This is a genomic window from Desulfocicer niacini (genome assembly GCF_054657595.1).
In genome coordinates this window covers 17436-33888 of sequence record NZ_BAAHYK010000035.1, presented here as the reverse complement: position 1 = coordinate 33888, position 16453 = coordinate 17436, and the positions used below count along the sequence as shown (strand labels likewise).

The 16453-nt window shown below is 47.7% G+C and carries 8 protein-coding genes; all 8 read left to right on the top strand.

The window, feature by feature from the left end; genetic code table 11:
• The first annotated feature begins 561 nt into the window (after positions 1-561).
• The 8 genes from ACYQ2M_RS17650 to ACYQ2M_RS17615 all read left to right on the top strand — a co-directional run bounded on the left by ACYQ2M_RS17650 (position 562) and on the right by ACYQ2M_RS17615 (position 16367).
• A complete protein-coding gene (locus ACYQ2M_RS17650; RefSeq protein WP_459917693.1) occupies positions 562-6486 on the top strand; it encodes a hypothetical protein in 5925 nt (1974 codons plus the stop codon).
• Positions 6487-6683: 197 nt separating this feature from the next.
• The gene (locus ACYQ2M_RS17645; RefSeq protein ID WP_459917692.1) at positions 6684-8984 is read left to right on the top strand and encodes a VWA domain-containing protein; all 2301 of its coding nucleotides are present in this window, start codon (positions 6684-6686) and stop codon (positions 8982-8984) included.
• A 351-nt stretch (positions 8985-9335) separates the two neighbouring features.
• Positions 9336-10025: an ABC transporter ATP-binding protein gene (locus tag ACYQ2M_RS17640; RefSeq protein WP_459917691.1), complete on the top strand. Its 690-nt coding sequence runs from the start codon at positions 9336-9338 to the stop codon at positions 10023-10025.
• Positions 10026-10047: 22 nt separating this feature from the next.
• Positions 10048-11955, top strand: coding sequence for an ABC transporter permease (locus ACYQ2M_RS17635; RefSeq protein ID WP_459917690.1), 1908 nt, complete (start codon positions 10048-10050; stop codon positions 11953-11955).
• Between the two features lie 55 nt (positions 11956-12010).
• Complete coding sequence (locus ACYQ2M_RS17630; RefSeq protein WP_459917689.1) at positions 12011-13669, top strand: formylglycine-generating enzyme family protein; 1659 nt, start codon at positions 12011-12013, stop codon at positions 13667-13669.
• A 238-nt stretch (positions 13670-13907) separates the two neighbouring features.
• Positions 13908-14579 (top strand): YMGG-like glycine zipper-containing protein, encoded by a 672-nt coding sequence (locus ACYQ2M_RS17625; RefSeq protein ID WP_459917688.1) that lies wholly within the window; start codon positions 13908-13910, stop codon positions 14577-14579.
• 42 nt (positions 14580-14621) lie between these two features.
• Positions 14622-15116 (top strand): hypothetical protein, encoded by a 495-nt coding sequence (locus ACYQ2M_RS17620; protein WP_459917687.1) that lies wholly within the window; start codon positions 14622-14624, stop codon positions 15114-15116.
• A gap of 105 nt (positions 15117-15221) precedes the next feature.
• Entirely contained in the window at positions 15222-16367 is a 1146-nt protein-coding gene (locus tag ACYQ2M_RS17615; protein WP_459917686.1) for a S41 family peptidase, read from the top strand.
• The last annotated feature ends 86 nt before the right edge of the window (positions 16368-16453 follow it).

Genomic DNA, 16453 nt, shown 5'->3' with positions numbered 1-16453 from the left:
CTTACCGGCCGTGCCGGTCAGGTCTCTCTCTCCTTAAAAAAAATGAGTGCGGCATGCCTATTGTCTATGCAGGACTCAGCATCGTCATTTGTAAGCAGCTTGAAAAGCCAATATCCGAATTTATCAAAAGCAGGTGATAAGGTCGCTGACCTCATGAACTATGTGAAAAAGACCACCGCTGTTGATTCCCTGGCTGACATCGTGGGCAAAAGCGCGTTTGACGAGTTTGCAAAGATAAAAAAGAGGCTGCCCCAGGCCACAATGACGAATATCGCGGGGCGTTACATAAAAAATGCCATTCCCCTGTCTTCCATTGATAAAGAAACCAACCGGATGCTCTTTGGAGATGTGGATGGAAATCTACGCATGGAAACGTTCATGGGTACGGCGATGGCGCTATATGAGATGAAAGGTATCATTGATAAAAACCTGTCACCTGAAGCGGAAAAACAGCAACTGACGGCGGCTTTCGCACGGAACCTGCCCATTGTGGGCGATTTTTTTCAGGGCGTGGTGGACGGCCATCAGGGGTACCTGGAAGGCGACAAAAAAAAAGTGGCCATGGCTGGTGCCTATCTTGTCATTGGTGCTGCCGGACTTGTACCTGGCGGCCAGGTTCCGGCGCTTATTGCAGGCCTGGGAATGGTGACGGTGTCCCTTGGTGGATCTGCCTGGGATATCAGCAGGGAAAAGGCACTGATTGAGGCCTGGTTGGCTTCCGGTGAATTCGAGTCTGAACAGGGCAAGATCAAAGGGCTGTGGACAAAACAGGCCGGGTTAAGGGAGATCCTGCCTGATCAGCTTCTTAATACCTCGGATCTCAATTACAAAATCGGATTTTCAGGAACCAGCATCCAAGTGACGGTCCATGAATGGGGGGAACGGTATTTTGTCACCAACCAGAGCAATGTGCCCGTACTACGTCTGGCTTTTAAAAATATTTATCCGGATTTTGATCTGGATGCCACTTTAAGGGAACCATATAACATTGCGCGCAGCCAACTGGCAGCTAGGATCCTGGAGACTGGCGGAAAGCCTGCCCGGGATGTGGCACTGGGTATATTTCTCCAGTTAAAGCGGATTCAGGACCAGGCGGCCGGACAGGCACTGGATCAGATCAGACAGATCGTGGAAAAGGAATACCAGGCAAGACATTTTACAGGCGAAGCATTGGAGATTTATCGAAAACTGAAAGAACTGGGGGAGCAAATGCGGCTCCCGCTTATTGAAAATACCCAGGAGATTTTCAAGTCTTTTGGCTCCTTTGTCACCAAGGCTCTCACCTTCCCCTGGGTTCGTGATAGCCTCTCTTTGCAGCAGGTGACGTTGCAAAAGCGATATTACGATGGATTTTTAGAAATTCAAAACCGTATTAAGAATATTGCATCAAAAATGGAAGAGGTGGGATTAAATCCGCCCACAAGTTTCCATTTGACAGGATTTCTGGAGGTGGATGGCCCCAGGATGAAGGATCTGGAAAATGCGTATCTGGTCAAGGGGATCGGCCAGGCAAGAAAAGATGCCGCATCTATCCATAAGGCAGCCGGTTTGAGCGAATCCTTTGATATGAAAAAGGACTGTGGGCAGGAACTGTTCGTAAAACTTGCCAGGATTCAGATGTCTCTTGTTCACAGTCAAGATCTTAAGCTTCTGATGGCCCGGTGGCAGGGTAAAAAATCGGCTGCCATGGCCAGCCGGGATGCTGAGTTTGAGCGGGTAAAACAATCCATTTCCGATTCCAGGCTGCCGTCTTCTACTTGGGATAAACTGTCCAGGAATTTTGAGGCGTGCTATGCTTGGTCGTCTGCCTCCCTGCCTGGTTCCGGGGGCTATGAGGTATATTCTGATGCCCAGGATGCCATTGAAAGTCACATGGCAACGCTTGAAAATCAATATAAAAAAATCATGGTGACAAGCCGTGATGAATACCTGACCTGTAAAGGTGCACATGTGGATGTGAAGGTGTCCATCAATGGACCGGTGACGCTTAAAATCGGAGAGTCAGGGACTTTTAAGGGAATGCTAAAAGAAAAGACAGGTTCGATAAAGCAGCTTAAATGGAAGTGGCGCGTGAATGGGAAGCCACTTTACAGCACCACAGATACACAGACTGTGAAATCCTCAAAGCCGGGCATATATAATATAGAGGTAAGAATTTCAGGTCTGGTCGGGTCAGAACGTAAAATCCTTGCCACAGGTAGCCATACTGTGATTGTGAAAAAGGCCGAGCAAATATCCGGGGATAGCGATGGTGATATTACAGGCCCCAATGATGGTAAGGATACAATTTTAAATGGTGAAAAGGGCGATCTTGTTCCCATCAAAAAGCAAGAAGCGAAGAAAAAGGCAACTCCAAGCAGCTACCCAGATGATTCCACCAAACCCACTTCTGATGAAGAATTAAGTTTTGCAGGTTCAGCCCCAAATATATGGAAAGGTGGAAATTATAAAAAAGATTTTGGTGAACGAGGGTTCTATTTCAAACGTACTAAAGCGGAAGGGGGCCCCTTAGACAAGAAGTGGTGTCCCGGTAAAGCATGTATAAATGGGACAGTTTCCGGAAAAATTAACCCCTCTTTTTCGCCGAGTAGTGAAGAGGAGATATTAAAAGAACTCAAGGATAGAGTCAAATACCATAAAAAATGGTCCCGGGTAGCTGAGATTAAGCCCTACCGTATAGGTGATTTTAAAGGTTATCTTCTTACGACAAAGCTGCACTATAGTAGGGGGTACTATGATGGTGGATATGTCAGTAGTGGTACGAGTGCCTATGGAGAGGGTTGGGTTCTGAAAGGAAAGGAAACAATTCGAGTTGAATATCTTGTGGGAGGTAGTGGATGCTTTAACAATAGTCAACGTGCATTTCAAGAATTTCAAACAAAAGCGGCTAAAAGCGAGGCAGATTCAATATTGGCAGGATTGCAGCTGATTGTAAATGGTAAATTTACCAGTACGCTTTATACCGGTCCAAAACTTGATGGTTCTGATATGTTGAAAGTAACGCTTATGACACTTCCGAAACGCCCTTCATTTCTGGGTGAAACAGTTGAGGTGACTGCTCAGACAAGTGGTGGCAAATCACCGTATACTTATACATGGACGGGTGATCATGGAGGCAAGGGGGCAAAAGTACTGTTTGCTTCCAGAAAAGCGGGAGATCATCAACTTTCAGTGACCATCACCGATGCCAAAGGTGATACTGCTACAGCAAGCATTACGATAAAAGTGGAGGCTTTAAAGGTTATAGTTAAGCAAGATTCACCAGTTAGTTCCACTGTTATTCTGGGAACGCCTGTTTTGTTTAGTGCGAAAGTTGAGGGCGGAGACAAGAGCAAGCAAGAGTATCTCTGGCAACCCCATCCCGAAGTAGCTTTTGATCCATTTGACAATTCACTCAACACCAAAGCGATTTTCTCTGCCCTTGGTACGTACAACGTATGGATTCAAGTCTTTCACAAAGATAATGGACGGCGCATAACTGCGGGTGAATCACAACAGCTTGAATTAGAAGTAGTGTCTCCAAAGCTGAGTCTTAGCAGTAGCAAGAATGCACCATATGTGGGTGAAAAAGTGACGATAAAAGTTCAGGAAGAGCCAAAAGTTAAAGATGACCTTATTGCTTTTTGGTGGGAGATCAAAGGTGGTCAAACGCTAAGTGCTGGCCCTGAAGTAAATAGCCCAGATGACAGAGCATATTCATTCACCCCCCAAGATACCAAGCCTGTCATGGTGACTGTCCATGCAAAATCAAAAGAGAATGGGGATGATCTTGGAGAAGCAAGTCTCACGATTACTGCAAAATCCTACGCTGTCTCCATCGGCGAGCCCAGATATTTGGGACCCAAACCCAGGATATGGAAATGCGATACACAGCTTGGCGGAGATTGTCCGGGCCTGGTAGAGGTGTCGGACCAGCAATTTGCTGTTTTTCATGATATTTTCATGAAAGCCACCGTCACTCCTGCGCTGAATGGAGCAACGTATGACTGGTCAGTTGAACCAACAGGTCTATGCGGAATGCCCGGGGCCGGTGACGAGATCAAAATCAACTGCAGCCAGACAGGTTCTTATGAGGTGTCGGTAAAGGTTCGCAATTCGGATAATGCTGAGATAGGCAGCGCCTCTGGCACTGTAACTATTTCAGTTTCCCAGGATGAATTAGAAAGAGCATCCAAAGCAAAAGAGGTTCAAGATAAAATTTTAAAAGCAAAAAAAAAGGTAAAAGAAGGGTTCCTTGACGAAGGGATAGCCCTTATAGAAGAGGCAAAAGGGTTGGATCCGAAAAACCCTGAGGCTGAGCCGCTTGCCCAAAGGTGGAAAAGCCAGAAGGAAGCCACCGACCGTCAGCTGAAGAGGATAAAGAAACTGATAGAAAGCTCCAATTTTAAGGAGGCCAAAAAGGCTTTCATTACGGTCAAGGAATTTTATCCCAACTACCCGACGGTTGTGGAAATTGAGGGACTGCTCAAAGAAAGGGAAGCAACACACAAGAAACAGGAAGAAATTAAGCTGGCGGAAAAGAAAAAAACGGCAGACCAGGAGAAAAAAGCAGGGAGTGCCCGGAAGATTACTGAGGTAAAAGACCTTGTTGCTCAAGGCAGGCTGTCGGAGGCCATAAATGTTGCAGAAGGCCATGCCAGGGCAAACCCTTCAGATCAGCAAGCCGTGGCTCTGGTAAAAAGGGTGAAGACCCAGAAAGAAGCCACCGATCGTCAGTTAGAAAAGATAAAGAAGCTGGTTGAATCCTCCAATTTTTCGGAAGCCAAGAAGGTCCTTGCATCGGTCAAGCAATTTCATCCCAAGTATACCCCAGTATTGGAAGCCGATAGCCTGCTAAGAGACAGAGAAGCAGTACAGAAAAAGGAGCAAAAGCGTAAGAAGTCTGAAGAGATACAAAGGACAGCGCAGAAGCAAAAGGAGGAGAGCGCCCGAAAGGATGGCGAGGACGTAAGAAAGCCGGATGACCGTAAAAGATCGCTAGAATACTACCAACTCGACCTATCAGTAATTAAGCCATATCACGCACGAAATGAATCGGTTTACGCAGTAGATGGGATTCCGGTTTCAGGCTACAACGGTAAGTCTGCACCGATCGTCTGGCTGACCTGGTGCAAATCCCCAAATAATGACGGCGTTTGTTATCCAAACAGCGCTGCCTGGGCGCTTCCAGGCATCAAGGCTGCATCTATTCTGATGTCTGCCAATCTTTCATGGTGGGGCAATGCCCTTCGAGGGAAAGCCGTGCTCAGGCTAACGGTCAGCGGCCGGGGAGGCGCAACGTGCACCTTCAACGTGGTCGTAGGCAAGCATGTGGCCGAATGGAACGGGGGCGTCATAGAGCCTGCATCCAATGTGGCTGTCAAACAGGGTGTGCCGGGGCCTTCAGGGCGCTGGTTCATCTCCCGGTTTGCTCTGGGCGATATGGAAGTAACCCAGGTGCAGTTGGACCTGTTGGACGCGCCCAAACATGGTAAGGACCAATATGGTGTTGCTGAGATTCATGGCATTACCCTTATGGCAAAAACCGAAGACATTGCCGGGGGGACGCTGAGTAAACAAACTGTACCGGGCCGCCATGAAACTTCACCCCCCGGGAAGGTATCGAGCAGTTCCGTTTACGGTCGCAACACCAGGGGAGACGTCTTCCAAGGTGGCCGCTGGGCTGGGGCCCAAAACCAGCAAGCCTGGATCCAGCGTGATTTTGAAACTTCGGTGGATATTGCTGAAATATATATCGGTCGGGCGAGTACGGACGTAACCACGGATGGTTTCAGGATTGTCATTAAGCTGCAAAAGGAAAACGGGCAATGGATCGTTGTGGATGAACTGAGAAATACCAATATTAATCGGACTCAATTGTCTTTTGGAAATGTCGGTAAATCGATTCCTTTTTATCGGAAAATTCTGGCGCCTACAGTACGTGCCAAAAGCTTTCGACTGGAACTGCTGGGGCATGGCTGGTTTGATGCGGAAGACATTCGTATCATTCCCGACAGATACACCAAGCAGTCTACTCCCTTATCCCCGGACCATGCCCCGGTGACAAAGAAAGACTCTGGGCAAACATTTTCCATTCAGGTTTCCTCTGATCGAAACATCATTGGAGAGCCTACTTTCGAGCACGATGTACAGGGAAATAAGAACATCCATGTGGTGGACAGAAACCAGTCCCGCAGCCAGTTAAAACTGATTTTTTCGGACAGCCGATTGAACAGTCCAAATCCAAGGAAAGCCAGCCTGATCCTGAATGTACCAGGCATAAAAGATGCGGAATCCCATCATGGCTTTTTGCTCTATCAGGGGAACGTGCTGGTGGGCAAATCAGGACAGATTAGCAGGGGATCGCAGATTGTCATTAGTCTTGATTTATCCAATCTCAAACTGAGCGACCCTGTCTCTCTGATCGTCAAAGGTGCCAGCGACGATGGCTCATATGTCATGTCTAAGTCCTCGGGCAGGGGGGCTGTCTTGATGATTGAGCAATAGTTTTGTGCTATTATTTAAGTAGATTGCTCTATATTTAATAGAATATTTGATTGAGAGATAAAAAGAAAGATGGAATTTTTTTAAAACACAAGGCATTAATTTCGCCTGGATTTATTTTTTTGCCTTTTATACGCTTTTTTAAGATATTATATTTAAGGATAATTGTGAATTAATATATTCTTTCAGGGAGGGAAAACATGGGAAGTCGATGTTTGTTAATTTTTTTTATCACGTTAGGTCTGATTTTCAGTACCGTTTCCGGCGGCTTGTCTCTGGAAAACAGGACACCGGTAAAATTGGATGGAAAACAGATTCTGCCCCTGAGGGTGTTGGCCAGGTCATTTTCCAATGTTTATACTGAAAAACGTCAGGACAGCGTTATCGTCAGAGAAAATGTGCCTGCATTTCAGCCATTTTATGTGTATACACAACCCATTCCGGAAGATATAGAACTGGGGGATGCCTGGTACGAAGTGGGAACCGACAATCGTGGAACGGTGGTTGGCTGGATGAAAGCAGATGATGTATTTGAGTGGAAACAGACCATGTGTCTGGCCTATACCCATCCCGAGGGACGAAAACCGGTTTTGATGTTTGAAAAGCGAAAGGATTTAATTGATCTGCTGGCGGCTTCAGAGGAAGAACGAATCACAAAGGCATCAGCGCTTTACACCGCCATTGATACCGGAAATGTGGCCTCTGATTTCCCGGTAATTTCAGTGGAACCCAAAAAAGCCGTGGATATATCTCAATCATTTTATCTGTTGCCCATCCTGGATTTTCAGACCATGGAGATCGGGGGGCGTGAAGGACGAGCCATCAGGCTGGCGGCGGTTGCCGGATCAGGTCCCAACGCCAGGGAAAAGACAGATATCCGAACGAATCCAGGGTATCTCAATGAGGCCACGGGCGGTTCCACCATGGCAGCTGAGGAAATATTGAAAAAATTGGCCATAGATATTGTCTGGGTCATGGATACCACAGTGAGTATGCGCCCGTATATTGAAAAAACCCTTGACGTGGTCCGAAATGTTTCCAATGAAATCACACAGGATAAAGAACTGGCAGGCGCCATCCGTTTCGGCATCTGGGGATATCGTGATCCTGTGGATGAAATTCCGGGCATTGGTTACACCACAAATAATTATACCCCTTCACTACAGTCCATTGATGCATTTAATGCCACGCTTGCCGGAGTGGATGTCACCACCATTGATTCCGTGGATTATGAAGAAGATATGTTTTCAGGTATAAGTGATGCCATTGACCTTACCAGGTGGACCCCTGAAGCCTTACGCTTCATTGTTCTGGTGGGAGATGCCCCGGGACACGAACTGGGACACAAATGGAATCTTTCTGGAATGGATGAGAATACTTTGAGAAGTATTGCCGACGACAAATCCGTTTATCTGTTTTCTCTTCATATTAAGGAGCCCAGGGCCAAGCGATTTCATGAATCTGCCCAACGACAGTTTATGGGATTGAGTCAGAACAAAGGCGTTTCTGAGGCATCCTATTACAGTGTTAATGCAAGTGATATGGATGATTTTTCTCGAATCACTTCGGAATTGGTATCAAAGTTCAGCAGAGCCCTGTATACCGCCAAGCAGGGCAGTGTGGTGGGAGAGTTCATGGATGCCATGGGTGATGTAAATAGCATGGAGGGCACCAATCGTCTGGGTAGTATGGATCCCACCCCCGGAATATTGGCCGGAACATCAACCGATGATTCTCAGATGGCAACGATTGCTCAAGCAGGTGACCCGGCAGGCGATTCCATGTCCCTTTCAACAGACATGCCCCTTAATGATACCATCCCTGCTGTTTCCAACAACACCCAGGGAGAATTGGGCGCTCTGGAAGAATCCGTACCTGTCTCCACAACTGTTGCCAAGGGGGAGTTGGGCTTTCTTACAGAAGCCGCCATTGACACCCCTTCCGGTGCAATGATTGATTCCATGATCCAGGCGGCTCTGGTGGAATGGATCGGTAGCCAGACCGGTGCCAGTGCTCCCAGGGATATTGTGGCCTGGGCCGTTGATAAGGATATGATGGAACCAGCCATTCAGTCCATGGAGGTGAGGCTTCTGATCAATAAACGCCAACTGGATTCCCTCAAAACCGTTCTCACAGATGTAATGTCAGCAGGTATGCGTGGACAGATTGGTGGAGAGGCTTTTTTTGATGCTCTCCAGGCCACAGCAGCCACAGCAGCCAGAGATCCTAATCTCATAAAAAATGCCAAAACCATGGCCAAGACAGGTCTTATCCCGGAGTTTCTGGTGGGACTCCCCTATAAAAGTCGGCTCATGGACATGAACAACGAGCTTTGGGCCAGCTGGTCCATTGATGAACAAGATGAATTTCTTAATGAACTCAATGCCAGAATTCAGGCATACGTGGCCATCCACGATGCCCCCGATGGCTGGATAAAACTCAATGAAGGGGATGATCCGGATGAAGCTGTGTATCCCATCAGCCTGGAGCTACTTCCGTAAAGCTGTTTTTGGAAAACAAAGAAAGTACAGCTCGACATAAGCCATCTGTTGTTTTTTTATGACGGTTTGCGCTGTATTTTTTTGAAAAACCACGATAAGGGAGTCAGCCTTTTTCAATGTACCATTTTCCCGGGGCGGTATCCATCGAATCCAGCACTCCGGATTTAATAAATGGTAAATCAATAAGATCTGACCCCCTAAGAAGCGTAATTAAATTTATGTCCGGCAGTGATAGTAATAGTTACGTTTTACATGGAGACGATAAATTCGATGCGTGTTTTTGACAAGCCAAGGCCAATCGAAGAGGTTTTGTTGATGCGTGGGGTGCGAAAAGTAAGGGAAAAAGGGGGTGTGAATTTTGAAATCCAGATTCCTTTTCTGACCATTGCGCGGGGAGAGTTTGTTGCGGTGGTGGGCCCCAGTGGGTGCGGAAAATCAACACTTCTGGATATGCTTGCCCTGGTATTGAAGCCCACTGAAGCCACCACCTTTAGCTTCAGACCCTCTCCCCGTGATATTGCATTGGATATAACGGCACTTTCGGATAGAAATGCAGCTGCCATTCGAAAACGTTACATCGGCTATGTGCTGCAGACGGGAGGACTGTTACCGTTTCTTAGCGTCCAGGAAAATATTCTGCTGCCCTGTCGGCTAAATGGCGTCGCACAAGATGATACCATCCAAAATCTTGTGACCAGACTGGGAATTGAAGATCAGCTTTCAAAAAAACCACAGCATCTTTCCGGAGGCCAGCGACAACGGGTGGCTATTGCAAGAGCCCTTGCCTTCAGACCCCTTTTTGTTCTGGCAGACGAGCCCACTGCGGCTGTGGATAAATTAACCGCCATTGAGATTATGGATGAATTTAAGGAATTAACCTCTCAAATGGGTGTCACCCTGGTGATGGTCACCCACAACAAGTCGCTGTTAACCAATGCTGTTGACAGAACAATTACCTTTTCTGTGGAGAAAAAAAATAAGCATCACACCGTATCCATGGTATATGAACCAGGTCAAAATGGCGACAAGGAGTTAATATGACCGTGCAGGAGCATAGCATTATATGAGGAGCCTCGGTGGAGCCCCAGCCAGGGGAATTGTTTTTAATCTGTCCCGTGCTGACCTGGTGCATGAGTGGATTCTCACCCTGTGTCTGATCATGGCGGTTTCAGCGGTTCTTGCGCCTTTGTTAATTTTGTTTGGACTGAAATTCGGAACCATTGAGCTTCTCAGGTTTCGTCTTGTTGAAGATCCCCGGAACAGGGAAATCCGGCCCATGATCAGTAGATCTTTCCAACGGGATTGGTTTGATACCATGAAGCAGCGCAGTGATGTCTCGTTTGTGATTCCGGCAACGCGTCAGATTTCGGCCACGGTGGATGTCAAGATTAAGGGCAACATGGGAGATGAAGCTCATGAGACCCACGCCATGGATATTATTCCCACGGGACAGGGAGACCGGCTTCTCCTGGAAAATGGGGCTGCTATTCCAGGTCCAGGATCTTGCGTTCTGACCCAGGCCGCGGCAGCAACCCTTGGAGTGGAAAAAGGCCGGATACTCACCGTTGCCACTAAGCGATTAAAGGCAAATCGGTATGAAAAGGGTGAGATAGATCTTGTGGTTTCAGATATTCTTTCTGATCGGGCTGGTACGTTAAAATCGCTTTATGTTCCATTGGATTTGCTGGAGGCGGTGGAACACTACAAGGACGGACAGGCGGTTCCAGAATATGGATGGCAGGGAACAACCCCCCGGGCGTACCCCCTGTATGACGGGCTGGTGCTGATCCTGGCAAAGCCCTTGAATAAAATAGATGAGCTCAAGCTGATAACCAATACCGGGTTCTCCCGGATTGAGTCTTTGACTCCCAGGACCCTTCAGGACCGGGCCGGTGTTCACATTGCCCCTGGAAAACCCATCTATCTACTGTCCACCGGGAAAAATCCAGCCAGACAAGACAGTGTTCAGGCTGTGGCTTACCGCCTTCGTGGCAAAGACGCTGTATTGATTCCCTGGGTGAATGGGCTTCGTGCCCGGATAATCAAGTCGCCTGGCAGCCCCCCTGTGGATGTGACATTGTTCAGCCTCTCTGTGTCTGCTGAAAAAGGTTCTGATCTGGGACTTTTTCCCATTCCCCCGTGGCCAGTGCTTTTTCTCTCCCATGATGCAGATGACGGCAGCACCCTATGGCGAAGGATCATGGTTTCAGAACCTCTGCATCTGCACACCACCCCCTTGCAGATGACGGTAAACCGGGAGGCGGAAGGTCTGACATTTCCCGTGCAATCGGAAATGTATCCCATTGATGGACCCACTGCAGGGGCCAACATTGCCTTTGTTCCGGCCCGGTTGGCCGGGATACTGAACCTGTTCCGGCATCGTAATCTTACCTATGATGACCAGCGGGATGAGTTTGTTCTTTCACGGCGGGGATATGCGGGATTTCGACTTTATGCCAATACCATTGACGATGTGGATTCCCTTAAAAATTACTTTGAATCACAGGGGATTCCTGTGCACACCCAGGCTGATCGTATCCGGGACGTGACGGAACTTGACACCTACCTGAGCCTGATTTTCTGGCTCATCGCAACAGTGGGAGTGGTGGGGGGAGTTGCCTCGCTCATGGCAAGCCTTTACGCATCTGTGGAACGTAAACGCAGGGATTTGAGTATTCTTAGACTCATCGGGCTTTCCGGTGCAGCGCTGTTTCGTTTTCCCATTTATCAGGGAATTCTCATTGCCGTCTGTGGATTTGGCGTTGCTCTGTGTTTTTTCCAATCCGTGGCATGGGTGATTAATTTTTTGTTTCAGGACCATTTCGGGACCCAAGAAAGTTTATGCCGACTGGCCGGGTGGCACATCTGGGCATGCCTTGCTGGAACCATGGCTGTGGCGGTTATGGCCGGGGGGACTGCCGCATGGCGGGTGACCCGCATTGAACCTGCCGAGGCCTTGCGGGATGAGTAATACTGCCAAATCTTTACAAGATCAACCCCAATATTTACGGTTAAAGGAATGGGAAATGATCAATAAAACAATCTTTTTTTGTTTCTGGCATGTCTGTGGTGCAGGCCTCCTGTTTTTTGGGGGAGCAATGCTGCTGGGCCTTGTTCTCCTACCGGTGACATCTGCCACTGGTGCCGATGTATCCAAGGTAGATGTATTCAATCCAGCACCTGCCCAGGGTGATTTTGTTCTGCCCATGCCCAACAATGCCCGCATGGTGTTTCGACCTGTGTTTATCGGTGAGGGCAGTGATCCTTTCGCCCTTCGAAAATTCAAAATGGGTGACCCCGATTCCGGGTTCAAGGAGTATCCCACAACAGTTGCTCTTGGCGGGTCCTTTGTGGGAGAAAAAGATGGCGGCAGCGACTGGCTATATTACATGGGAAAATATGAAGTGACACAGGGCCAGTATGCAGCGGTCATGGGTACCTCCGATGTAAACCCAGGGGCTTTGACGGGCAAGCAGTATCCCATGGCGGACATTTCCTATTTTCAGGCATTACAATTTATTGATCGTTACAATCAATGGTTGTTTGCCAATGCCATCAACTCCCTGCCGCGGAATGAAACCGCAGTGGGCTATGTCAGGCTTCCCAATGAGATTGAGTGGGAGTTTGCCGTTCGGGGAGGAGCAACCGTTTCCCCCGATGACTTTGATCGAAGGCTTCCCTATGAGGAGAACCTTTCAAAATGCGAGTGGTTTTCCGGCCCTTCATCCTCCCATAATAAGGTAAAACCCGTGGGGCTTTTATTGCCCAACAGTCTTAAGATCCATGATATGCTGGGCAATGTAACGGAAATAACCGGCAGTCTTTACCAGATAGAGTATTATCAGGGGCGCAGTGGGGGATTTGTGGCACGGGGGGGGCATTACCTTACCGCGGGGAAAAGGCTGCGATCTGCTCTCCGCACCGAGGAGCCTTTTTACATGGGCACTGCTGTAAAAGGGTTTAAACCCAATCAAAAACCCACCATGGGACTGCGACTGGTACTTGCCAGTATTATTTATGCAGATCGGAATACCACCAGCCGTTTGGATGATGCCTGGGAAGCGTATCGAAAGGGAAAAGGAGCAGGCCTGCCCGCGGCGGTATCCATTAGCCCAACCAGTGCTCAGACCGGTGTCAAAAAAGAAGATGCCTTTATCCATTTTAACCGGATAAAGAAAGAGATTCAACAAAGCAAAAATATATCTGAAGGGCTTCGCCAGGAATTGGGATTGCTTGAAGCGGCACTGGGTGACATCGAATTCATACGGAAACAGGCAGATGAGGATGCTGCATATGCCTGGGCAAAAATTGCTGCAGAACGGGGCTTTTTTATTTTCAGGGAGATCCGCAAGCTGCCTACCTTGGACAGATTGTTGGATATTGCCCGGAAAACCGGACGTTCCAAAATGGTGGAAAGTTACACCCAACGTCGAGAAGAGCTGGTCCAGAATATTGACAATGCCCTTACCACTTACTCGGACAGCTTTCGTCAGCTGAGCAGCATCTCCACCGAAGCTGTTGAGAAAGGGTTTGAACGGTATGTTGCCTTTCTTCTTGAGCATAAGGCGGTGGAACAGGTGAGGGTTCTCAATACGGTTCGGGAACACTATTCTTTATTTTACAGGGACAAGCGTGCCAACAAGGAAAAATGGCGAGGAGATTTTACCAATATTTCAAAGATATAACGTCAGTTTGGCTTGATCATAATACCGTTCTCTCTTGATAATTGGGGGCCATGGGCTTTGGCTGGTTTATTGTAGCCGGTATTATGATCTCTTCCAAATTTTGGAAATTGGCAATATTAAAATGAGGACTTGTTTACAGCATGTGGCTCTTTGGAGAGGGGGTAGGCCCCGTTTTTTCACCCAATGTGACGGCTGGCCCATGCTGTGAGCAGGCCCTAAAATTATAAGGAGGTGTGTGATGAGAAGAAAGATTGCCGTGGCTGTTGTTTTATCGATGATATTACCCGGGATAATGGGGTGCGCTAATATTGAGAATGACGCAAAACGTACCGAAACTGAAGGGACCGCCATCGGTGCCGGGGCCGGTGCGCTTTTAGGAGGGTTGCTGGGTGCAGCAATGGGCGGTAAGAAAGGCGCTTTCACTGGTGCCGCCATTGGGGTTGCGGTGGGAGGTATTGCAGGCAATGTTTATGGACGTCATGTTGCAACGGAAAAGCAGAAATACGCAAAAGAAGAGGAGTGGCTGGATGCCTGCATTGCCAGCCTCGAAGAGACAAATCAGGAAACCATTGCCTACAATGAAGAATTGTCGGTTAAAATAGAGACGTTGGAGGCAGAAACCAGTCAATTGGCTACGGCTTATAAGGCGAAAAAAACTGGTAAGAAAACGCTGTTGGCCAAAAAGAAAACCGTTGACAGCCAATTAACCGATGCGCGGAAAAAATTGGATCGAGCCAGGTTTGAGCTGACCAATCAGGAACAGGTACTGGCCCAGGCCCGGAGAGATCAAACTCAAAAGACCTATGAGAAAACATTGGATAACAAAATTGCCTTGCTTAAAGCCAACATTGCAGAACTTGAAACGCATACAGAACAGTTGGCGTCCATGTCCAGCCGTATGTCAGTATAAGTTTGGCTGCTATTACCCCATCATATTAGGAGACGCGTTATAATGCAGTATCGCTTTGTCTATCTGATATTAATCTGTGTATTTATCCTGACCGGTTGCATGGCCTCTACGCATGATCCCAGGGAAGGGGGATTGTTAAGTTATAATCCCAAGGCCTATGAAGAGCGTATTGCCCATCGAAAAGCCCGGAAAGATGAACTGGAAATCCAGAAGATGAGTGAAGAAAAAAGAACTGCAAATCTGGAAGAACAGATTCTTCTCAAACAATTTGAACGGAATGCCCTGGCAAAAAAAATTACCGCCCTGGATTCGGATATCCTGCAAATTGAAAAACTTCTGGCCGGAGCAACGTCTGAGACCGATGCTCAGAAACATGCCCTCTGGAAGATTAATACCCAACTGAAGAAATCCAGAAAGGATCTTGAAGCTGCCAGAACCAACCCGGTGGACACCAAGTCCAAGGAAAACGAGGTGATCCGCCTGGAAAATGAGATTGACCGCCTGCTGGAAGAGGCCGAGGCGCTGAGTCAACTGTGAGTGCTGCTTTGTCTATAAAAACAAGTTATTGTGTGTTATTTTTAATAAAAATAAGTATAGTATGCAATATCTTTTTGCACCTTCTTGTAAAAGGAAAAATTTGAGATGCATGGGATGTTGCATCGAATGGTATGGATGTTTTACGGTCCCCTGTTTTTGTTTGTTTCTCTTTCCGGTGTATCATGGAGCCAGTCCGGTTCCACGTCCTGGGTGAGCAATAATGACATGCTGCTGTTCTATGAAGCCATTGTCAGGCTGCAGGAGAATGCCCTCATGACAGAACCCGCACGTACAATGGTTCAAAAGGCCATTGCCGGATATCTTGAACAGCTTGACCCGTTTTCCCATTACTTGACACCCCGGGAATATTCCGTTTATAATCAGGGCCAGAACAGCCAGTATGCAGGGGTGGGCATGGATATTTTTAAGGATCGATCCGGCCGGTTGGTATGTGTGCCCTACCCCGGGGGGGTGGCCCATAAAAGTGGGGTGGTGTATGGAGATACTCTTACCTTTGTTGATGGGAAAACTGTAGAAAACTTATCCGTTTTTACTGTTGCCGGAATGGTCCGTGGAGAAACCAACAGCTCCGTTACGCTGACGGTTCAACCTTTTTCCGGTACTCCAATACAGCACTCCCTGATTCGCCAAAAGATCTCCTTTGAGTCCGTTCAGTTGATTTTGACCGGAGAAATTCCGGTCATCAAGATTATTCGATTCACCAGTCATACGGCAACGGAACTTAAAAAAGTTGTGGAGCAAATGAGTGGGGCTGCTTCCATAATTATTGATCTTCGGGGAAACACCGGCGGAGATCTTTTCTCCGCCATTGATGCTGTTTCCCTTTTTTTAAAATCCGGGCTGAAGATCATTGATATGAAGACCCGGGAAGGAATAAAATCCTACGAGGCCACCGATACCACACTGGGCCTCACCTCCCGCCTGCTTTTATGGCAGGATTCTCTGACAGCCAGTGCTGCCGAGGTTTTTATTGTGGCACTGACCGAAAATGGCAGAGCTGTTTCCCTGGGTCAGACTACTTTCGGAAAGGGTGTATCCCAGAAAATTATTGAATTAACCGACGGATCTGCAATCATTGTTACTAACAGCGCATTGCTGTCCCCCCATGGTGTTTATTTCCATAAGCAGGGGCTACGTCCAGATCATTGGGTGGACGCAGCCGTTACCGGTACATCGGATAAGGGTTACTGGATCAAAACAATGGAAATTTTAAATTTAACGCAAAAATAATTATTAACCCTGTCCCGGGTCCAGGGAGACAATCCTCAAGGTTTTCTCTTTTTTGAACCATTTACCATGTACTCTGGATGTTTTTA